The sequence below is a fragment of the Treponema sp. R80B11-R83G3 genome, assembly GCF_054786115.1.
The window spans coordinates 1-21,882 of the sequence record NZ_BDHF01000014.1; the positions used below are offsets into that span (position 1 = coordinate 1).

Below are 21,882 nucleotides of genomic sequence, written 5' to 3' on the forward strand. Positions count from 1 at the left end.
TTACGAAGTTGATTATTATATGAATTTTTCTCCGATAAATATACTCTTTACCGAAAAAAACAGGATATTTAATTTACTTCTCTTTCAAACATTGTTTGTTTTTATAGAATAGGAGAAATATATGATTTATAAACCTTTTGGCAAGACAGGCGTAAAAGTTTCGACGTTGGGTTTCGGCGCGATGCGCCTGCCCATGAAGGAAGTTGACGGCAAGAAAATTGTTGACGAAGACCTTGCCGTCCCTCTTATGCAGAAGGCGTTTGACATGGGAATAAACTATGTCGATACCGCGCCGCTTTATTGCGAAACGTTAAGCGAAATCGCAGTCGGAAAAGCGTTGAAAGGCTGGCGCGACAAAGTGTATCTGTCAACGAAGAACCCCATCGAAGACGCTGACGGCGATCACTGGATGGAACGGCTTGAAAAGTCGCTGAAAAAACTGGACACGGACTACATCGACTTTTATCACTTTTGGGGCATCTCGTTAAAAAGTTTTGAGTCATGGCAGGGATTAAAATTCGGCCCTCTTGAAGCGGCGTACAAAGCCAAAGAGCAGGGGCTTATCAAGCACATTTCATTCTCGTACCACGACGCGGCTGAAAATTACAAAAAGATAGTGGACTCAGGCCACTTTGAAACAACTCTTGTTCAGTACAATATGCTGGATCGTTCCAATGAAGAGAACATCGCCTACGCGAAGTCCAAAGGTTTGGGTGTTGTGGTAATGGGGCCGGTCGGTGGTGGCAGACTCGGCGCTCCAAGCGAAAAAATTCAAAGCTTACTGAAAAACAAATCGACAAGCACGGCGGAAATGGCATTGCGCTTCGTGCTTGCGAATGAAAACGTAGACATGGCCCTTTCCGGCATGGGCGATCTGAAAATGTTAAATGAAAACTTTGAGATCGCATCACGTACCGGCCATTTAACGGAAGACGAACTGCGTCATGTGAAATCCATGATGGAAGAAAACAAAAACCTCGCCAAACTTTACTGCACTGGCTGTAATTACTGCAAACCCTGTCCGCAGGGCATCGACATTCCGTATCTTTTTGAAATAATGAACCGTTACAGCGTTTACGGTTTGAAAGAACACGCGAAAAGCGCGTACAAAGAAATGATGAACGGCTGGAGTTGGAGAAAAAGCGCGGACGCTTCAAAGTGCGCAGCGTGCGGCGCGTGTGAAGAAAAATGCCCGCAGAAACTGCCAATTATAAAGCAGTTGCAGGAGACGCATAAGACATTGGCGTGAATTACTCAATCCTAAACGCCATATAATGCCCCGGCGTTATGTGAATATCAAAAATACTCTCCTTCTCCCCGGAACGTACAATCTCAAACGGGCGCATTTTTGGCATTTTTAACGGTACTAACGACGCTCCCGCCCTGTTAATGCGGACGCGCGCCCGTTCAGGCCTGTCAAGAAATGATTGCAAAATAAAAGTGTCGTTGTCATAGGGGAACAGAGACACTCGGCTGCAACATTCCAGCGTTATGGGCAAATTAAATTCACCGCGCAAAAGATTGAGCGTCTCGGCGGGAAGATTGTACAAATCGGCGAATGAGTCGGGTATTGTCAGTACATAGAGACTGCCTTTGCCATACGCGCCGCACAAAAGCAAGGCGTGGCTTGAATAGGGAGTAAGCGCGGATGAAAGCGGCCATAAGTCGTTTTCATTGTAGGCGACATGGGGAAGAGTTATGGGAGCGACTGCTTTTACATAACCGCAGTTGCCCCTGCCTAAAGCGCTGTTGGTAAAAACATCCGTAGTTATTTTTCTGTTTGTAATTTCAAGCGGCAGTATATCCTCTATTCCCTTGCCTGCCAATTTTTCATACAGCCCGCTGGTAATAAAAACTTTGCTTCCGTTTAAAAGACTTTGTTTTATCTTGCCGACTATTTCTTTATCCCACGCCGCGTCCGCTGTAAGAAATACCGTCTTCGCGTCAGTAGGGTAATAAGGATATGGATCGAGGGGGATGCCGCACATTCCTATAAATTCATGAAGAAGCCGCTCTCCATAAGAATGATATGGCTTATAACAGGCAACCCCCACAGATTCACCAATCTGCCCGATGAATAAATCCGCTTCATCGTAGAACGCTCCCGCTGCGGCGGCGTAAAGCGGGGCGTTGACGAGTAACGGAAAACAGAACAGCATCTGTTCTCTGCATTTTGAAAATAACGTCAAATACGCCTGCTGCACATAGTCTTCAAGAGAACATTCAAAAAGGTCGTACCAGCCGCCGCCGTTTTTTCCCGGCTTGATATGCTCCATAAGGCGGGGCAGGAAAAAACTTAAATAACGCGGCAGATTTTGATGGGTGTAATGGGGATTGCGCGTCTCAGTTCCGGTGTAGATCATGTCAAACATTTTTGGCTCATCTTCAAGGTTATAGCCGTTAGCCTGAAAACTGTCGTACCAATTGGGATATTTGATTATACAATTTACTTTTGGATTCGCAGTTTTCGCGTTTTTGATTATCACGTTTTCTGAAATATCATTCATCAGCGCAAGACGGAAAGAAGCCCAATCGCGGTCTCCCTTAGCTTTTATGCAGGATTCGCAACGGCAATTTGTAAAATAAAAATCGTCTAATATTAGTTCGTCAAAAACTTCCGCAGTGTAGGCTGCAATTTCCCCAAGCCTTTTGCGGTTTTCCGTATCCGTAAAACACATACTGCCCATCAATGTGCTTTTTACGGTCGTCGTTATGCCGCCTGATACAGAGTAGCCTTTTTCAATAAACAGCGATTTAATTTCTTCCATCTTTTTTCTATCAACAAGTATTTCCGAACGGTAAGTTTCAAGGTAGATTTTATCCAGTTTGATATACTTTCCTACTTTTTCAATGTCCGCCCTTATCTGCTCAAGCGAGTTATCATTCAGATAACCGGCGGTCGCATAAGTAACCGTTAAAAAATTCTTGTAATGCATAAATTTTATTTCCCCATAGTTACAATAATTTTATGCGTCTTATTATCACCAAACGTGGGCAAAACCGCCTTTTTCAAAGCCTCGCCGTCCAACAAATTGCCGTCAACCATAATAGACTTTATTCCCTTTTCCACGCACGCGCTATTGTCCACCATGATGTGATAATCCGCGCCACGGAAATGTCGGGTAACGGTAAAACCTTTCATGTTTGAAGGAATGCACGGGTCTATCATAAGGCCGTCAAAGAGGGGGCGCACTCCTAGAATATATTGCGAAATACTGACAAAAGTCCACGCCGCAGTTCCGGTAAGCCAAGAATTTTTCGCCTCTCCGTGGCGAACCGCGTCTTTGCCGGCTACCATTTGCGCGTACACATACGGTTCCAATCGGCGTAAATCGCTGTCGTCTTCGCGGTAGGCTGGGCAAATTTTAGCGTAAGTTTCAAACGCGCGATTCCCTCTCCCCAATCTTGTTTCCGCTATCGTAACCCACGGGTTGTTGTGGCAGAAAATTCCGGCGTTTTCCTTGTAGCCGGGCGGATACGAAGAAACTTCACCTAACTCAAGATGGTAGTCCTTGTACGCCGGCTGCAAAAGCACAATGCCATAAGGCGTTTCAAGATGTTCTTTTACGGAATCAAGCGCTTTTCGCGCGCGCCCGTCTTTAATTCCAATATCCGCCATCACCGCGAAACCGTTTGATTCGATAAATATTTTTCCGTCTTCACATTCACGGCTGCCGATTTTTTTGCCGTAAGCGTCATAGGCGCGGACAAACCAATCTCCGTCCCAACCGTGCTGATCAATGGCATCTATCATCTTAGCGATTGCTTTTTCCGCGTACTCGGCTTCTTTGGCGCGGTTTGTGTGGCGGCAAATTTCGGCGTAATCCGGACCGGTAAACGCGAAAATCGCCGCTATCAGGACTGATTCCGCCACGCCGCTTTCATAATTGGCAGTGGTCTGAAAAGATTCGCCTGGCGTTTTGGAAAAGCAGTTAAGGTTTAAACAGTCGTTCCAGTCGGCGCGTCCTATTAACGGCAAGCCGTGCGGCCCGACGTGCGTTACGGTGTAATCAAAAGAGCGTTTTAAGTGAATAAAGAGAGTGTCAGCTAACGCATCGTTGTTGTCAAAGGGGACTTTTTCTTCAAGGATACTATAATCGCCCGTCTCTTTGATGTACGCTGCTACTCCGCAGATGAGCCAAAGTGGGTCGTCGTTAAAGCCTGAGCCGACTTCGTTATTGCCTCTCTTTGTAAGCGGCTGGTACTGATGATACGCGCTGCCGTCTGGAAACTGCGTCGCCGCTATGTCTAAAATACGGGAACGGGCGCGTTCGGGAACAAGATGAACAAAGCCCAATAAATCCTGATTTGAATCGCGGAAACCCATGCCGCGCCCAATGCCCGATTCAAAATAGGACGCGCTGCGCGACATGTTAAACGTTACCATACACTGGTACTGGTTCCAAATACCCGCCATACGCGCCATTTTTTTATCTTCCGCGTCCACGGTAAAACGCCCAAGGAGACTTTTCCAGTACTCGTTAAGCGCGGCAAGAGCCTTGTCCGCAGAGGCGGATGTACCGTATTTTTCAAGAAGCGTATTTGCGGGCTTTTTGTTTACCACGCCGGAACGCTCCCATTTCTGATCCTCGGGATTTTCACAGTAACCGAGAACAAACACAAAAGTTTTAGATTCGCCCGGCGCAAGCCGCGCCTTGATGTGGTGAGAGCCGACAGGCGCCCATCCTGAAGCGACGGAATTTTTTGCTTCTCCTTCAAAAACAGCCTGCGGATGATCAAAACCGTTGTAAAGGCCTAGAAAAGTTTGCCTGTCCGTATCAAAACCTTCGATTGGAACATTGACTGCCCACACCGCGTAATGATTGCGCCGCTCTCGGTACTCGGTCTTGTGATAAATGCGCGAACCGTCAATCTCAACTTCGCCAATGCTGAAATTGCGCTGGAAGTTGGTCATATCGTCATTGGCGTTCCATAGACAAAATTCGATAAAAGAAAACATATCAATACGTTTATCAATATTTGACTCATTGGTCAGAGTAACCTTATGTATCTCGCAGGTGTCGCGTAACGGCACAAAAGAAACTTGCGAAAAAGCCAACCCGTTACGCGACGAAGAAATTTTTGAATAGCCCATTCCATGCCGGCACTCGTAACGGTCAAGCGCGGACTTCATCGGCATCCATGAAGGAGTCCACACGTCGCCCTCGTCCCGCAAATAAAAATAACGCCCGCCCGCATCAGTCGGGACATTATTGTAACGGTAACGCGTCAGCCTCAGCATACGCGCGTCTCGGCAAAAACAATAACCGCCCGATGTATTGGAAAAAAGCCCGAAAAAATCCTCACAGCCCAAATAGTTAATCCACGGATAAGGCGTGTCGGGACGGGTAATCACGTACTCCCTTGCGTTGTCGTCAAAATGTCCATATTGCATGGTAATCTCCTTTTTTTTAGGATAGCTTATGTGTCTATTTAATTCAATAAATATATAGATTGACGCGAAATTGTGTCAATTTGACACAAAATTTGCCCGTTTTTTCTTCACTGTGTCATTTTGACCAAAAATCGATTTAAAAATCGGTAAATTTACGTGAATTTGTATGAAAAATGACTATTTTCGCACTTGGCACAGTTTTTGCTAATAAATTTATATCGACGAGGACGAGCGGAAGCCCGCCGAAAGGGGGATGGTTCGTTGAACCATTAATTCCGTAATTATCCCGCCGGATATGATGGAGAAAATTATGAAAACATTAGCCATGTACCGCCCCAACACTATTCAAAACGCCCTGAGCGATTTTGACCGCTACTTTGAGTCCTTTTTTGGCGACTCAATTTTAGCCCCGTCCGCGAGGATGTTTAATCACATTCCCGCAGTAGACATTCAGGAAAACGAGAACAGCTATGTTCTGGATATGGAGTTGCCCGGCTATGATGAAAAAAACATAGAGGTTCATGTTGACGGCTCAAGCCTGACGATCTCTTCCAAAGAAGAGGACGCGCGCGAAGAGAAAAAGACCAATGAAAACACGGGGACTTATATTCTCCGCGAGAGGAAGATCAGCTCTTTTACCCGTTCTTTCAAATTGCCTGAAAACGCCGATCCCGAAGCGGTGAACGCGGCTTTCAAAAATGGCATTCTCAGTTTGGAAATTAAAAAACGCGCCGAGACACAGAAAAGGGCGATTCGGATTAATGCTGCGTAATTTATTAACCACGAACTGGGAAAGAATGAAGAGATTTACCACGAACCACACGAACCATAGCGAACGAAGATGGATAGGAGCAAGTTACATAGATTAGCGTAGTAGATAAAGGAGGGATCGGGGGTTGTTGTCCGGAGGATTACGGGCAATGACCCCTGGTTTTTTTTGGGACAAATTAATCTGTTTTAAAAATACTTTACACGATGTATGCTCAAAGGAATTTATTAAGTACAGTGCAATCCGGCGTTGCCGGATTGCTTAGGAGTTTTGCCAAATAGCAAACTACTGTTTTCGTTGCGTTTTTTACCTTGGCTAGACTCCATGCTTCTTGATAATGTCTTGTGTTTGGCAAAACTCCAGGCTGCGGGTGGCAAAAACTCTGGGAGAACGTCACACTGACGGCCACCTAAAGGCGGCCTTGCTTTTATTGGGGACTGTGACATTTATTGGTGCTCTCAGCGTGCGGCATTATTGATCTACACGGCTACGCCGTGCGTTTATTTGGCTGTGGCGGGGAACCCAAAGAAGATGTTTTTGCCATACGCAGGGCTAAAAAAGCCTACGGCTTTTTTAGTTGAGGAGTTTTCCCAAACACAAATAACAATAAAAAGCATATAACCTTACCAAATAAAAAAATTCAAATAAAAACAGTAGCTTTCTCTTTGGCAAAACTCCCAAGCAATCCGGCAACGCCCCGCTTGAAATCCCTGTAACCGCCGTCTGATAAGCCGGGCGTGTTTTTCAGATTAAACATTGACAGCCTCCTTTGGGCGTAAGTTAGTTGTTGCTAACTACAGGTTAGTGTCTCCTAACTTTTTTGTCAAGCGGGCGGTTTTATTTAAGTAATCTATGTTTTTTCATATACCCCTTGCATATTCGAGTATCACTGCGGCGGCTTTTTCCGTACCGATTGAGCTGTCAATACATAAATCGTAATTCTTTGCATCGCCCCATTTAAGTGCCGACACTTTCGCATAATAAGCCGCCCGTGCTAAATCAAGACGGCTTATGTTCTTTTTTCCCTGTTCTTCCGTATCGCCGTAGGTTTTCATCACCTGTTCAAGACGGTACGCTTTCGGTGCATGAATGAAAACATTTACAAGATTACGGTTTTCTCTCAATACATGACCTGCGGCACGGCTGACAATGACACAGGAGCCGCTTTCGGCGATCTCCCTCAACGCTTGCTCTTGGGCGATAATCGCATCACGAACCGGCTCGGTGTCGAGATACAAACTGTGAGCCGCCCCTGCTTCCGCCGTGTTGAGACTTGAAATAAATTCTTGTGATAGACCGCTCTCCGCCGCCGCAAGCGCAACCATTTCCTTGTAATAAAATGGTACGTTAAGTTTCTTTGCGACAAGCTCCCCGATTGCTTTACCGCCTGACCCGTGTTCCCGGTCAATCGTGATAATCGGTCCCGGTACGGACGCTTTCAAAATCGGCGTTTCAATCTGAACGGCTGTTTCGGTTACGCTCAACTGTTTCCACATAATGGCAATCACAAAAACAGTTGTTACCATTGCCAAAATGTCTGCGGCTGGAGCCGCCCAGAATATGCCTGTTACGCCGAGATACAACGGCAATAAAAATGAAAAAGCTATGAGCAAAATCACGTCCCGAAGCATCGACAGCGGAATAGCCGCTTTAGCCTTGCCGATAGATTGAAGGAATATCGCGCAAGCTTTTTGCAGACAGGTCAACGCAATCAGCGACAGGTAAATCCGCAGACATCGGATAGCGAACATTGTATAAAGTTCGCTGTCTGTGCCGAAAAGTGATATAAACGCTTTGGGAAAAATTTCAAATAACGCAGTCGTAATCAGCGTAATGATAAAAATTGAAGTTATCACATATTTAAATGTTTCTTTTACCCTGTCAAAACGCTTTGCGCCGTAATTATAACCAATAATCGGCTGTGCCCCTGCCGCTATACCAATTGCGATATTTAACACGATTTGAAACAGCTTCATAATGACGACAAACGCCGCCAACGGAATATCCGCTCCGAATTCGGACATTGCGCCATACGAGACAAGCAATTTATTGTTGACAACTGTTACGACAACGATTGAAATTTGCGTGAGGAAACTTGACCCTCCCAACGGCGTTACCTGACGCAAAACGCCCCAATCGGGCTTGAGGTCTGAAAATTTGAACTTGAATGTTTTGCTTCTCGGAAGATACGCAATCGCCAGAATGAAGCTGACCGTTTGCCCGAAAATCGTTGCCAATGCCGCTCCTTTCATTCCCCAACCCCAGACAAAAATCGTTATCGGGTCAAAAATAATGTTCAGAATACAGCCGACAAGCATTGTAAACATTGCGTATTTTGGGCTGCCGTCCGCACGGATTATTGTTATGAGCGTCTGCCCTGCTAGTGCGAGCGGAATACCAGCGAATATGATATACCCATAGTCCCGTACAAATTGAATAGTCGCATCTGTCGATCCGAGGGCGTAAAACAAACTGTCGCCTGCGGCATAGCATATAACAATTAAAACAACGCCCGTAAGGAACGAAAACAAGATACTGTTGCCAACCGCCTTTCCGGCGTGTTGCGTGTCGCCTGCTCCCTGAGATATGCTGAAAAAAGCCGCTCCGCCGTCCCCGAACAGAAGGCTCAAGCCCCAACCGACAACGGTTATCGGGAAGATAATACCTGTGGCGGCGTTACCGAGATAGCCAAGCCCTTGCCCGACAAATATTTGGTCAACGATGTTATACAGGCATGAAATGACGAGGGAAATTACGCATGGTATCGCAAACTTTGGCAGGAGACGGCGGATAGGATCGTTCAGCATAAACGCTGACACGCCGCCTTGATTGTGGGTGATAGCTTCGCCCTCATTGGTAGGTTTCATAGTGTACCTTTCCTTAAAATAAGTATTCCAGAGCAAAAGCACTAGGGGACACTTTATCGGAGGAAAGGTGCCTAAAAACTGCGTTAGACGGACGCTCCGCCCAACATGATCATTATGTTACTTTTCGAGAAAAGTTGTCAAGCATGGTGGGGGAAAAATGCACGGGGGCGTTGCGGGGTTGATATCAGATACCATTTGGCGTGTGCAGTCTTAATTAGATAATCTTTGTATAATTTTCTTGGCTAAAATTTCATGTATATCATTGTGGCGGGGAACACGATCTTTTACACCTGTTCTTGGATTCATGTAAAGATCATGTTTTGATTCATGTTTCACAAAAACAACGCCTGCCTGATGAAGTTTTTTTAACAATGCGCTCCTTTTCATGCAACACTCAAAACTATTTTACCTGTTTGGCGTTTAGGGATTTCTTGAGGTGCTTCCTCCTGTTCGTTTTTATAAATATCAAGTAACATTTCTTCCAGTTCTTTGATGCTTTGACCTTGTGTCCAATATTCAGGGTATTCATCCAGAAAACCTAAAAACCATCCGTCTTTTTCTTGCCAAAATGTATAATTTAATTCCATGTTGACATTCCTCCGTGAAGTTAATTATCACATTAACCAAAGGTAATGTCAATAATGGCTTGTTTGTTCGCAAGCGTCCAGTTCATCGCGCCGATATACTGTTCCCACATACGGGCGTACCTCCCGTTATTCGCAACAAGCGAGTCGTGCGTTCCTGATTCGGCGACCTTGCCCTTATCAATCACCACGATTTTGTCGGTTCCGCGCACGGTGGAAAGACGGTGAGCGATAATAATGACGGTTTTATTTTTCATTAGTTCTTCAAAGGCAAGCTGGATTTTTTGCTCGTTCTCCGGGTCGGCGAAGGCGGTCGCCTCGTCAAGCACGATAATCGGAGCGTCTTTCAGAATTGCCCTTGCAATCACCAGACGCTGGCGTTCACCGCCCGACAAATGCACATTAGCCGTGCCGATTACCGTATCGTATCCATGCGGCAGTTTCTCGATAAACTCGTGGCATTGAGCGGCTTTTGCGGCGGCAATGATCTGTTCCCGTGTGGCGTTTTTGTTACCGATAAGCAGATTGTCTAAAATACTCTGCTTGAACAAAAACACGTCCTGAAAAACAAAACTTACAATGCTCATCATATAATCGCTGTCCATGTCCCGTATATCCGTACCGCCGATTTTTACCGCGCCTGCCGCCACATCGTAAAAGCGGGGAATGAGGTGTGCCAACGTGGATTTGCCTCCGCCCGATGGTCCGACTAATGCGGTTACTTCGCCTTGCCTTGCCGTGAAACTGACATCGGAAATAGCGACCGATTCATTTTCATCGTTATAAGTGAATGTAACATTTTCAAACTCAATTGTGTAACCGTTAGCTGTTTTTGGAGACGCTGTTTCGGCTGCGAACCTTCGGTTCGACGGCGGCTCGTCAAATATTCTATCCATGCGTTCCACGCCGTCCGCTATTTGCTTGCCAATCGAAGATACGTACATCAGTTTTATAAACGGTCCGATAAGCGACATCGAAAAAACAAGATAGAATACGCAGGAAAGGGCAAACTGCGTATAATCAGCGACGCCGCCGGAAAGCCAGATAATCACCGGAACAAGGAAGATATACACCTGTCCTATGATCAACATAAACAGCGTATAATAATTTTCAAAAGACAGAGTATAATTTAAACAGTAACTGCTGTAGGTTTTTATAGTCTCGTGGAATTTACGGAAAGAAAATACCGTCTGGTTAAACGCCTTGACCACCGAGATACCGCGCACATACTCCACTGCGGCATTGTTCATATCTTCAAGGGAGTCTTGATATTTTTTCATATAGGTCTTCGCTTTTTCCTGTCCAAACGCCGACATTTGCAGAAAGTAGGCGATAAGGATAGGCACGAAGGACGCAAGCCCAAGCCGCCAGTCAAACGTAAATAAAATGGCGAGGGCAAAGACGGGCATGGCGATTGAGCCTGCCAAATCGGGCAACTGGTGGGCGATAAAACCTTCCAATTTTTCGATGTTCACGTCCACGATTTTACGCAGTTTGCCAGTGGAGTTCGCGCTATGGAAGCCCAAAGGGAGCGAGGCGATGTGCCGCGTGAAGTCGAGTTTTAAGAGATACAGCGTTGAAAACGCCGCCCAGTGCGAACACATAAGAGCCGCAAAGTTAAGCGCAATCGCCGCAACCGCTCCGCCCGCCGCAAGCCATCCCATTTGAATCAAATACGCCGTGTTCAGCGTAGACATATTCGCGTAATGCGTTACTAATTCCCGAATGATGTAGTAAATAGCGATAAATGGCGTAAACGATACCGCCGTACTGATTACCGCCAACACGCATGAAGAAATGACAAGCAATCTTTTACGCATGGCAAGTTCCATAAGGCGTGCCATTCCTGTCTTACGTTTTATCTGAGTCATTTAATGCTCCTGAAAAAAATCGCTGTTGTCTGGTTTACCCAATCACGCTATAACCAGTGCTATTTATCGCACTGACAATCTGCTCTTGAGTTGCAAGGGAAGCGTCATAATCAACAACCACTTCTTTTTTGTGCCTGTCAGCTTTAACTTTCTTGATACCGGACAATTTGCGAACAGCGTCTTGGACGGCGATTTCGCAATGACTACAGGACATTCCGTCCACTTTTAATTTAGTTTTTTCCATCAGACTTCCCTTTTTACTCCGCAATCACAGGAACAGCCGGAGCATATTCCTGTGCATCTCTTTTTTTCACGGACGATTTTCACCATAACCATTGTAACAATCGCAAGCAGAAATAATCCGGTAAGAATTGTCCCCGCGTTATTCAACAAATAATTAGACATAAATTCCTCCGCTATTCTTTAACCGCCGGGCGGAACAGCATATACAAAAATCCAGCCGTTAACAAAAACGCCACTACCGTTCCAAATCCAAAATGACCTGTAAACATCATTCCAAATTGATAGATGCACAACGACACAATATACGCTAAACCGCACTGGTAGCCTATTGCCGCCCAGAACCATTTGGCGTTATTCATTTCTCTTTTAATTGCACCCATTGCCGCAACGCAGGGAGCGCATAACAGGTTAAACACTAAAAATGAATAAGCGGCTAATGTTGTAAAACTTGCGGCTAACGTACTCCATATTTCCGTGCTATCGTCGGCAACATCGCCGAAACCGTAGAGAATACCGAAAGTGCCAACCACATTTTCTTTAGCGATTAAACCTGTAATGGCAGCGACAGCGGCTTTCCAGTTTCCCCAGCCCAAAGGAATAAAGATGTAGGCAATAGCTCTGCCCAAAATCGCTAAAACGCTTTCTTCCATATCGACCATGCCAAAGCCGTCTTCGCCCCATCCAAAATTGGACGCGAACCAGACGAATATTGTCGCCAAAAGGATTATCGTTCCGGCTTTTTTGATAAATGACCAGCCACGTTCCCACATACTGCGTAAAATGTTAAGCACGGTAGGCCAGTGGTAGGCTGGGAGTTCCATGACAAATGGAGCGACATCGCCTGCGAACAATTTTGTTTTTTTCAAAATCACGCCTGAACAAATAATAGCCGCAATGCCAATAAAGTATGCGCTTGGAGCGACCCACCATGTTCCGTGGAACAGAGCGCCGGCAATCAAGGCGATAATGGGCAGTTTTGCGGAGCAGGGAATAAAAGTAGTGGTCATGATTGTCATTTTGCGGTCGCGGTCGTTTTCAATTGTGCGTGATGCCATAATGCCGGGAACGCCGCAGCCTGTGCCGATAAGAAGCGGAATGAATGATTTGCCCGACAACCCAAAGCGGCGGAAAATTCTGTCCATGATAAATGCGATACGCGCCATATAACCGCAGGCTTCCAAAAAGGCAAGGAAGATAAACAGGATAAACATTTGCGGCACGAAACCAAGCACCGCGCCCACGCCAGCCACAATTCCATCTAAAATTAAATCTTTTAGCCATTCGGCGCAATTTATCGCTTCAAGTAAATTGCCAAGCACTACCGGAACGCCGGGAACCCATACGCCGAAATTAGCCGGGTCGGGTTCTTCTGTTATCAGTCCGTCCTTAAAGTTTCCGACTGAATCTTCATAAGCTGATGAACCAATTCCAAACAAGTGCCAGCCGTCTCCGAACACTCCATCATTAGCCCAATCGGTAGCAATTGTTCCTACCGTTGTTACCGAAACAAAGTAGACAATAAACATTATCAGGGCGAAAATTGGGAGCGCTAAAATTCGGTTTGTAACGATTTTATCTATTTTGTCCGATATGCTGAGTTTGCCTTTGTTTTTTATTTTTATACAGTCTTTGATGATTGAATCAATGTAACTATAACGCTCAGCGGTGATTATGCTTTCGCTGTCGTCTTCAAGTCCAGCTTCACACTGTTTAATGTCTTGCTCAATATGCGCAACTTGTTCGGGTTTTAATCCAAGTTTTTCGATTATTTTTTTGTCACGCTCAAACAGTTTTATGGAAAAAAATCGTTGCTGTTCATCAGGCATGTCATGTAAAACCGCTTCTTCGATATGCGCAAGCGTATGTTCCACAGCGCCTGAAAAACTGTGCTGAGGTAAGGTTTTTACGCCGCTCGCCGCTTCGACCGCCATTTCCGCCGCTTCCATAATCCCCGTGCCTTTAAGCGCGGATATTTCCACAACATGACAGCCAAGCTCTTTCGCTAGCCGCACGGCATCGATTTTATCGCCGTTTTTATGCACTACGTCCATCATGTTTAACGCCATGACAACGGGTATGCCAAGTTCTGTAAGCTGTGTTGTAAGGAACAGATTGCGCTCCAAATTCGTAGCGTCAATAATGTTCAGTATTGCTTCTGGTTTTTCGTCAATTAAATAATTGCGGGCGACTATTTCTTCGGGCGAGTAAGGCGAAAGTGAATAAATGCCCGGCAGATCCGTTACGGTTACGTCTTTTTGCCCTTTTAATTTGCCTTCTTTTTTTTCTACCGTTACGCCAGGCCAGTTTCCCACAAATTGGTTTGAGCCTGTAAGGGCGTTAAACAACGTAGTTTTGCCGCTGTTGGGATTTCCCGCAAGCGCGATTTTAATAGCCATATATTCCTCCTCTACTCACTAACTTCGATTGATTCGGCGTCTTCTTTACGCAGGGAAAGTTCGTAACCCCGCACCGTAATTTCTACAGGATCACCTAACGGGGCTACCTTTCGGACATGGATTTCTACTCCTTTGGTAATACCCATTTCCATGATACGGCGTTTTATTGGGCCACCGCCGCCTATTTTTACTACTTGAACAGTTTCACCGGGTTTTGTCTCTTTTAGCGTTTTCATTACCTACTTCCTCCTTAAACCATTATTTTTGTGGCCATTTCCTGACTCACGGCCACGCGGGATTCCTTTATACTCACAATCACATTACCGCTGTTTTTGGTAACAATCGTAACGTGCGAACCGGGAACAAAGCCGAGGTTTGCGAGAAACTGACGGATTTCTTCCTTGCCGCCCACTTTTTTTATCGAATTTTCTTCTCCGATTTTTGCCATTGATAAAGGCATCATTGTATCCTTCCTTTCCGGTTGCGGTAAGTTATGACTAACCACAAGGTAAATAAAAAAGTTAGTTTTCGCTAACCAACTCAAGTTTAACCGCTTACAATTTTATTGTCAAGCGGTTTTTAAAAATTATATTTTACTCCCAAGCCAGGCGATATGATGACATTTCTGCCATCACTCCCAATACCGTCAAACACACACTTAACATAAAAAGTGAAATTCTTGAAAGAATAATCAAATTCCGGAGTAACTTTTACACCCTCATTATCAATTTCCTTTGGGATAATTGTTTCAACTTCGATGTATATCGGCTCTGTTTGGTATGAAATAATCGCTTCAACGCCCGTGTAACCGGCATCATCACTTGGAACAATCAGCGTACACACTTTTGCCTCAAGCCCCAAACCAAAGGAACTGTTCCAACCGAGGGTGAAATCAAGCCCTATTGCGGTATCGGCGTCTTTATCGTATTGCATATAGGTGATTGGTACGCCGATTTGGGCATAAATGTCGCCTGAGTCAAAATTCTGATTGAATTTAATCGCCGGTGTAAAAATACCTGTTAGGGCGTTGCCTTCCTCAATCTTTGGGGCAATGATTATCTCGTCAAATTCATTCTCAAGAATAAATGACAAATTGGACGTATCGCCAAGACCTAAATTATAGCCAATCATAAGATCAACATACATTGACTGCGGATTGACCTCATCCCCGTCTTCGTTGGGTTCTTTGGTAAAGCCGAAAGTATAGTCAACTTCGGCATAGACATCCAGCGCGTCATCAAGGAAAGACTTTTCATAGATAAGCATAGGCATAAGATAAGGGGACATTTCCTCATCGTTAGCCTTGTTTACATTTCCAATGCCGAATTCCAGCCCTACGGAAAGACCGATGCCTCCTTCGTCATCGGCTGTGGCAAAACTTGCCAACAAAGCCATGACGAGAAGAGCAATAAAAAACCTCTTCATAAAACACCTCCATATTTGAGTTAGTAACCACTAACCACAAGATAAATAATAAAGTTAGTAATAACTAACTACTTATGTTTAAAAGTTAGTGTATCCTAACTTATTTGTCAAGCGTTTTTTGAAAAAATAATAAAAAAATTAATTTCTCAAAATTCTTGTTTTTAGCAGTTTCCTTGGTAATTTTGTACTATCTTGCGTTTTGCTAAACAAGCATTAAATTGGTTTTATGCCCATTTGATTAATAAAGTCTGTGCTGTCAATAACTTTTTTCTCATCAGGATTTATATTTTCATAACTCTTTGTGAGTTTTAACAAAAGTTTTATTTTGGCGATAGCGTCATTACGCCAGATAGAATCGGGATATTCCAGAATGACTTTTGTAAAATAATTTTCAGACAGGTAAATGGACAGTATTATCTTATTTAACGCAGACATTAATTCATCATAAGATTTAAGCGTAAAGGTATTGTCCGCCTTGCGTTTATAAATAAAATTAGGATGAATATTTTTAAAGTATTTTATGCCTAATTTGTAATACAGGTAATCCTGATTCTCCAACGGCACAATTCCGTTTTCAGTTTTATTTGAAACATCAATAACGGATTCTTGTTTGTTTCTTGCATATATTTTCAGGTCATTAAGTATATTAGTCAATTTCTTTGTAATCTCGTTACTGCTGGTTTCCATATTTGTATTCTGTGATAAATCAGGATGGTATTTTTTTAGAAGCTGTTTTATTATTTTTTTTAAGTCGGCGTTATTCATCAAACCCCTTTTGGCAGTTTGGAAAGCATAATACGGCGGTGGTTAATAATTTCGCCGTCCGTAATAAAATGACCGTCTCCTACGGCATGGAAACAGCGTTTTTCATCTCGTTTGTTATCTATCCACGCCGCCAGGCCGTCAAGGATAAAAATATCGTGCTTTTTAATATGGTCAACTACGCAACACTCGATATTCGCGTAACACTCTTTGATAAGCGGCGCGGATACGTTTTCTGCCTTAAGCGGCGTTAATTTAAACTTTTTAAATTTGTCTGTTTCCGCGCCGGTGCAAGTGCCTATCTGCACGGCTTTTTTTACAAGGTCAACGGCAGGTATGGCAATTACGCACTCCCTTGTTTTTGTCAGGGCATTGTAAGAGTAATTCCACGAACCCGTCATAAATGCAAAACGAGGGGTAAAATCCATTACCATAGTCCATGAAAGCGTCAGTATATTTTGCCTGTCGCCGTCTGCCGTTGTCACCATGACTACCGGGCCTGATTCAAGGAGGGTAAACGCTTTTTGGAGGGGGAGTTTTTTCATCATCTTACCAATACAATAACACGCTATTAACGGTACGGCAACCCTTTATGTTACAGTTTTATAACATAATAGTTTAATAAAACCAATATGTGTGGTATATTATCGTATAGGAAAAAATGGCGAAAACAAGGGCAAAAAAAGAAAAAGAAGTTACCCTCGAAACCATCATGTGGAACTGTCGTGTCGTCTTACGGAACAAATGCAGTAAATCCGCCAACAGGGACGCCGTTTTGGCGCTGGTTTTTCTTAAATTCGCCGGAGATAAATTTGAACAGAGACGGCAGGAAATCATAAACGAAAACGGCGAAAACCGCATCTTTCTGGAAAAGGCGTCGTTTTATCAGGCGAAAAATGTTTTTTACCTGAACGAAACATCACGCTGGTCATACATTATCATGAACGCAAGCAGGGACGACATCGCCATCCTGCTCGATCAAGCTCTGGCGGACATTGAGGAAAAAAACAGTTCCCTCAAGGGCGCTCTGCCTCAACGGTTTTTCTCTAACTTGGGTGTCGCAAAGAACGACATAAAAGCCCTGATAGACGAAATCAATAAAATCTCCGAACAGCGTTTTCACGAAAAAGATTTAATAGGCAGGGTGTATGAATATTTTCTGCAAAATTTCGCCATTGACGAAGCGCAGGAAAAAGGCGAATTCTACACGCCGAAATTCATCGTCGATTTAATTGCGGAATTGATCGAACCGTATAAAGGAAAAATCTACGACCCCTGTTGCGGTTCAGGCGGTATGTTTGTTCAATCTGTCAGATTTGTTGACAACCACAAAGGAAACCGAAAATACATTTCCGTTTACGGGCAGGAATCCAATCCCGACACCTACCGCCTTGCCCGCATGAACCTCGCAATTCGGGGAATCGCCTGCAAGCTCGGCGATAAAGCCGCTTCCACTTTTACCCTAGACCAGCACAAGGATTTGAAAGTCGATTTTATCATGGCAAATCCGCCGTTCAATCTGAAAAACTGGCGTTCCCCCGATGAACTTACCGCCGATTACCGCTGGTCGGGCTACGGTCTTCCGCCTGTGAGTAACGCCAACTATGCGTGGATTCTGCATATGCTCTCCAAATTGGACGTAAACACCGGTATCGCCGGTTTTCTGCTTGCCAATGGTGCTCTTAACGCCGATGGAGACGAATACAACATAAGGAAACAGCTTGTCGAAAATGACAAGATAGAAGCGATAATCGTTCTGCCCCGTGAAATGTTTTACAGCACCGATATTTCCGTAACGCTCTGGATTTTGAATAACAACAAGAAAGCCCGTTTGTTAAACGACCGTAGTCTACGGGATCGTCAAAATGAAATTCTTTTTATTGACCTTAGGACATGGAACGCCAACATTTACGAAAAGAGTTTTGTCATGTTTGATGAAAAGCAGATAGCGGCGGTAAAAAAGATATACACCGATTGGCAAAGCCAACAGAAAGGAAAATATAAAAATATTCCCGAATTGTGCAAATCTGCCAAAATTTCCGAGGTGCGAAAGAAAAATTATTCTCTTGCTCCAAGCAAATACATTGAGTTTATCGATCACGATTTGGAAATAGACTATAAAAAGGAAATGAAGCGTATACAAAATGAAATGAAACTGCTTTTGGACGAGGAGAAAAAATCGCAGAAGATGCTGGAAAAAGCGTTTGAGGGAATTGGGTATGGGGTTAGGTAGTGAGCAATGAACAATTAGCAATGAGCAATGATAAATTAGGAATAGGGAATGGGGAATGAATAGGTATTATCTGGGCAATTTGTTAAAGTTATCTGAAGAAAAAAACTACAATTCTCAATATGGGATTGATTTTGTAAAAGGAGTTTCCATTCAGAAATCCTTTATTGAAACAAAGGCTGATATGACTGGAGTGTCATTATTGCCTTATTTAGTTGTTCGACCTGATTATTTTTCCTATGTTTCTGTAACATCGCGTAACGGCGGTAAAATATCAATAGCATATAATAATTCTGATGAAACTTTTGTGGTATCTTCGTCATACATTGTGTTTTTTGTTGAGAGAACAGATATTCTTTTACCGGAATACATATTCTTATATTTCAATCGTCCCGAATTTGACAGGTACGCACGGTTTCATTCATGGGGAAGCGCACGGGAAGTTTTTTCATGGGATGATATGTGCGATATTGAAATTGATTTGCCGCCATTGCCGATACAGCAAAAATATGTTGATGTGTATAATGCTTTGCTTGCCAATCAACAGGCGTATGAAAACAGTTTAGAGGATTTGAATACGGCAATTTCTGCAAGCATTGAAGAATTTAAGCATACTGCCCCACGGGTTCCGGTAGGGAAATTGCTTGATGAAATTGATGTCCGTAACCGTGACGGAAAAATCAGCAATGTTCAAGGAATTAACATAAACAAGGAATTTATGCCCTCTGTCGCCAATCTTAGTGAGACAGATTTAACAAAGTATAAAGTGGTTAAAAAGAATCAGTTTGCCTACAGTGCAATGCAGACAGGTCGAGATGAATGTATCCGAATAGCCCTTTTCCATGAGAATGAACCAATAATTATTTCTCCTGCCTATTCAGTATTGCAAGTAAAAGATAAATCTGCGATTGCCGAGTATATTATGCTATGGTTTAGCCGAAGTGAAAGTGACCGTTACGGGTGGTTTATCAGTGACAGCAGTATACGAGCCAGTTTGGAATTAGTCAATTTTTTTGAAATTGAAATTCCTTTACCTTCAATTCCGCAACAAGAAGCGGTAGTAAATTTTTACAATGCACGGAATTTGATACAGCGAAATATAGCGGCATTGGGTAATATGTTGAAAGAAGTATGCCCAGTTTTGGTAAAGGGTGCGGTGGGGAAGGGAATATGATGATAAACTTCGAGGTACAAGTTCGTGATGGTTTGTGTGGTTCGTGGTTAAATAAATTAGGGATACATTATTGTGATAAGCCTCTCGCCTAAAACCCTTCTTTATAGACATATATTGCCGCTACTGGAGATAATATACAATAATGAGTGATAGAAAGAGACTCGGAAAGACGAGCGAAAAAGTAATTATTCCCGCACCTCCGTTACAATCGGAAATGGACAAACCTTATTTTGAGCTTCGTGATTCCATTATCATGCGGATTAAAGAAACCCGTCTGCGTGTTATTTTTCAGGCAAACTCACAGATGATTGAGTTGTATTGGAACATTGGGAATGATATATTACGGCGGCAAGAGATCGAAGGATGGGGGGCAAAGGTCATTGACCGTTTATCGGCTGATCTGAAAGAAGAATTTCCAGATATGGGCGGCTTTTCGCCTCGAAATTTGAAATATATGCGAAAATTTGCCGAAAACTGGACAGACCCTGTAATTGTGCAACAGGCTGTTGCACAATTGCAATGGCGCAGCATTATTATTCTGCTCACTAAAATCAAAGAGAACCACGGCAGGGAATGGTATGCGCAAAAGGCTCTTGAATATGGTTGGAGCAGTAATGTACTTAGCCACATGATCGATATGCGGTTAATAGAACGCGAAGGCAAGGCGGTAACCAATTTTTCGGGCGCGTTACCGCCGGGCGATTCCGATATGGCTGAACAGACTTTTAAAGACCCGTATCTTTTTGATTTCATAGGTACGGCGCAAGCACGACGAGAAGCGGAGGTCGAGAGGGCGTTGGTCGATCATATGGAAAAATTCCTGCTTGAACTCGGACAGGGGTTTGCCTTTGTTGGGCGGCAGGTACATATGGAAGTCGGTGGTGACGATTTTTACATTGATCTGCTGTTCTACCACTTAAAACTGCGCTGTTATATCGTTGTTGAACTAAAAACCCGTGATTTTGAACCAGGCGATGTTAGCCAGTTAAATATGTACCAAAACATTGTCAATGATATTCTGCGTCATCCTGATGATAAGCCTACTATTGGACTTCTTTTGGTTAAAGGCAAGAATCGCACGGTTGTGGAGTATTCACTTTCAGGGTACACAAACCCTATTGGCGTTGCGGACTGGCAGAACGAAATAGCCGCCGCTGTACCAGACGATTTAAAATCCAGTTTACCAACGATAGAAGAAATTGAACGTGAAATGGAGTTTGTTGAAAATAAAATCGGGACAATCGACGATGAAAAAGACGATTGAAAGAAACAAGTGCGGTGAGGGAGAGAAAATGCAGATAAATAACAGTTTTAAGGCAAAAGTGCAGACACTATCGGCACTTTTTTACAATCGGAAAAGCTCCTCGCCTAAAAACCACATTTATTGTATAATAAAAAGTGGAGTAATATAATGCAGAAAAACCTAGATGATATACGGCAAAATTTAGATGAAATTGCCCAAATAATAGCCAAAACAGTGCCTGTGGAATCAATATATCTTTTTGGTTCTTATGCCTATGGAACGCCAAACAAAGATTCTGATTTAGATATATACGTTGTTTTTAAGGATGAATTACCAATGCGGGAATTAGACGCAATTACTGCTATCACTATAGCAATTGATCCTGTAAGAAAAATGCCTATAGATATATTAGGGCTAAAACAGAATCGTTTTCATGATCGTAAATTGTATGCGACCCTGGAAAGAAAGATAGTCAGGGAAGGCGTCAAACTTTATGGGTAAAACGGAAATATTACAACAATGGCTTGATAAGGGCAAAGATGATTTAAGAGCGGCGGAATACCTGTCTACAATGCACAATCCCACACCTGATGAAATAATCTGTTTTCTTTGTCAGCAATCGGCTGAAAAATATTTAAAAGCTTTTATCTTTTCGCTTGATATTGAACCTGAAAAAAACCATGATCTGGAATACCTTTTAGAAATATGCCAAAAACATAATACGGAATTTTCAGTATTATTATCAAATATTGATGTTTTAAATAGATATGCTGTATTCCCACATTACCCAAATGATCTTGACATTTCAAATGAAGATATGAAAACCGCCATAGCTAATGCAAAGAGTATTCAAGAATTTGTTGTGAAAATATTTAATGACGTAGTTCAAAAAGCTTCTGAGGCAAATAATAAGGAACCTTAAT

The 21,882-nt window shown here is 43.5% G+C and carries 21 protein-coding genes; 7 read left to right on the forward strand and 14 right to left on the reverse strand.

What is annotated here, in order from left to right:
• Positions 1-121 precede the first annotated feature (121 nt).
• The gene (locus ACYVRH_RS03640; protein WP_461255573.1) at positions 122-1,249 is read left to right on the forward strand and encodes an aldo/keto reductase; all 1,128 of its coding nucleotides are present in this window, start codon (positions 122-124) and stop codon (positions 1,247-1,249) included.
• Position 1,250: 1 nt separating this feature from the next.
• Here ACYVRH_RS03640 and ACYVRH_RS03645 read toward each other — a convergent pair whose 3' ends face one another.
• Together ACYVRH_RS03645 and ACYVRH_RS03650 are read right to left on the reverse strand one after the other, a co-directional pair.
• Positions 1,251-2,936, reverse strand: a complete 1,686-nt coding sequence (locus tag ACYVRH_RS03645) for a hypothetical protein (protein ID WP_461255574.1) — start codon at positions 2,934-2,936, stop codon at positions 1,251-1,253.
• A 5-nt stretch (positions 2,937-2,941) separates the two neighbouring features.
• A complete protein-coding gene (locus ACYVRH_RS03650) occupies positions 2,942-5,395 on the reverse strand; it encodes a GH36-type glycosyl hydrolase domain-containing protein (protein ID WP_461255575.1) in 2,454 nt (817 codons plus the stop codon).
• 310 nt (positions 5,396-5,705) lie between these two features.
• On the opposite strand from ACYVRH_RS03650, the gene ACYVRH_RS03655 reads away from it, so the two are divergent.
• Positions 5,706-6,167, forward strand: coding sequence for an Hsp20/alpha crystallin family protein (locus tag ACYVRH_RS03655; protein ID WP_461255576.1), 462 nt, complete (start codon positions 5,706-5,708; stop codon positions 6,165-6,167).
• Positions 6,168-7,024: 857 nt separating this feature from the next.
• Here ACYVRH_RS03655 and ACYVRH_RS03660 read toward each other — a convergent pair.
• The 12 genes from ACYVRH_RS03660 to ACYVRH_RS03715 form a co-directional block, all read right to left on the reverse strand.
• Positions 7,025-9,031 carry an MATE family efflux transporter gene (locus ACYVRH_RS03660; RefSeq protein ID WP_461255577.1) on the reverse strand — a complete coding sequence of 669 codons (2,007 nt, stop codon included), beginning with the start codon at positions 9,029-9,031 and terminating at the stop codon, positions 7,025-7,027.
• 210 nt (positions 9,032-9,241) lie between these two features.
• Positions 9,242-9,418 (reverse strand): type II toxin-antitoxin system HicA family toxin, encoded by a 177-nt coding sequence (locus ACYVRH_RS03665; protein WP_461255578.1) that lies wholly within the window; start codon positions 9,416-9,418, stop codon positions 9,242-9,244.
• Entirely contained in the window at positions 9,415-9,618 is a 204-nt protein-coding gene (locus tag ACYVRH_RS03670; protein ID WP_461255579.1) for a type II toxin-antitoxin system HicB family antitoxin, read from the reverse strand. The genes ACYVRH_RS03665 and ACYVRH_RS03670 overlap by 4 nt, the downstream gene beginning before the upstream one ends.
• A gap of 32 nt (positions 9,619-9,650) precedes the next feature.
• Positions 9,651-11,486 carry an ABC transporter ATP-binding protein gene (locus tag ACYVRH_RS03675; RefSeq protein WP_461255580.1) on the reverse strand — a complete coding sequence of 612 codons (1,836 nt, stop codon included), beginning with the start codon at positions 11,484-11,486 and terminating at the stop codon, positions 9,651-9,653.
• Positions 11,487-11,520: 34 nt separating this feature from the next.
• Entirely contained in the window at positions 11,521-11,730 is a 210-nt protein-coding gene (locus tag ACYVRH_RS03680) for a heavy-metal-associated domain-containing protein (RefSeq protein WP_461255581.1), read from the reverse strand.
• Positions 11,730-11,891: a FeoB-associated Cys-rich membrane protein gene (locus tag ACYVRH_RS03685; RefSeq protein WP_461255582.1), complete on the reverse strand. Its 162-nt coding sequence runs from the start codon at positions 11,889-11,891 to the stop codon at positions 11,730-11,732. Before ACYVRH_RS03685 ends, ACYVRH_RS03680 begins: the two co-directional genes overlap by 1 nt.
• Before the next feature lie 11 nt (positions 11,892-11,902).
• Complete coding sequence (feoB, locus tag ACYVRH_RS03690; protein ID WP_461255583.1) at positions 11,903-14,125, reverse strand: ferrous iron transport protein B; 2,223 nt, start codon at positions 14,123-14,125, stop codon at positions 11,903-11,905.
• An 11-nt stretch (positions 14,126-14,136) separates the two neighbouring features.
• Entirely contained in the window at positions 14,137-14,361 is a 225-nt protein-coding gene (locus ACYVRH_RS03695) for a FeoA family protein (protein ID WP_461253756.1), read from the reverse strand.
• Positions 14,362-14,375: 14 nt separating this feature from the next.
• Positions 14,376-14,588 (reverse strand): FeoA family protein, encoded by a 213-nt coding sequence (locus ACYVRH_RS03700; RefSeq protein ID WP_461255584.1) that lies wholly within the window; start codon positions 14,586-14,588, stop codon positions 14,376-14,378.
• 116 nt (positions 14,589-14,704) lie between these two features.
• Positions 14,705-15,550 carry a hypothetical protein gene (locus ACYVRH_RS03705; RefSeq protein ID WP_461255585.1) on the reverse strand — a complete coding sequence of 282 codons (846 nt, stop codon included), beginning with the start codon at positions 15,548-15,550 and terminating at the stop codon, positions 14,705-14,707.
• Positions 15,551-15,763: 213 nt separating this feature from the next.
• A complete protein-coding gene (locus tag ACYVRH_RS03710; protein WP_461255586.1) occupies positions 15,764-16,315 on the reverse strand; it encodes a hypothetical protein in 552 nt (183 codons plus the stop codon).
• Positions 16,315-16,857, reverse strand: a complete 543-nt coding sequence (locus tag ACYVRH_RS03715; RefSeq protein ID WP_461255587.1) for a flavin reductase family protein — start codon at positions 16,855-16,857, stop codon at positions 16,315-16,317. The genes ACYVRH_RS03710 and ACYVRH_RS03715 overlap by 1 nt, the downstream gene beginning before the upstream one ends.
• 116 nt (positions 16,858-16,973) lie before the next feature.
• On the opposite strand from ACYVRH_RS03715, the gene ACYVRH_RS03720 reads away from it, so the two are divergent.
• The 5 genes from ACYVRH_RS03720 (at position 16,974) to ACYVRH_RS03740 (ending at position 21,881) form a co-directional block, all read left to right on the forward strand.
• The gene (locus tag ACYVRH_RS03720) at positions 16,974-18,545 is read left to right on the forward strand and encodes an N-6 DNA methylase (protein ID WP_461255588.1); all 1,572 of its coding nucleotides are present in this window, start codon (positions 16,974-16,976) and stop codon (positions 18,543-18,545) included.
• Between the two features lie 55 nt (positions 18,546-18,600).
• A complete protein-coding gene (locus ACYVRH_RS03725) occupies positions 18,601-19,716 on the forward strand; it encodes a restriction endonuclease subunit S (RefSeq protein WP_461255589.1) in 1,116 nt (371 codons plus the stop codon).
• 142 nt (positions 19,717-19,858) lie between these two features.
• Positions 19,859-20,980: a PDDEXK nuclease domain-containing protein gene (locus tag ACYVRH_RS03730; RefSeq protein ID WP_461255590.1), complete on the forward strand. Its 1,122-nt coding sequence runs from the start codon at positions 19,859-19,861 to the stop codon at positions 20,978-20,980.
• 147 nt (positions 20,981-21,127) lie between these two features.
• Positions 21,128-21,460, forward strand: a complete 333-nt coding sequence (locus ACYVRH_RS03735) for a nucleotidyltransferase domain-containing protein (RefSeq protein WP_461255591.1) — start codon at positions 21,128-21,130, stop codon at positions 21,458-21,460.
• A complete protein-coding gene (locus tag ACYVRH_RS03740) occupies positions 21,453-21,881 on the forward strand; it encodes a HEPN domain-containing protein (RefSeq protein ID WP_461255592.1) in 429 nt (142 codons plus the stop codon). Before ACYVRH_RS03735 ends, ACYVRH_RS03740 begins: the two co-directional genes overlap by 8 nt.
• Position 21,882: the final 1 nt, after the last annotated feature.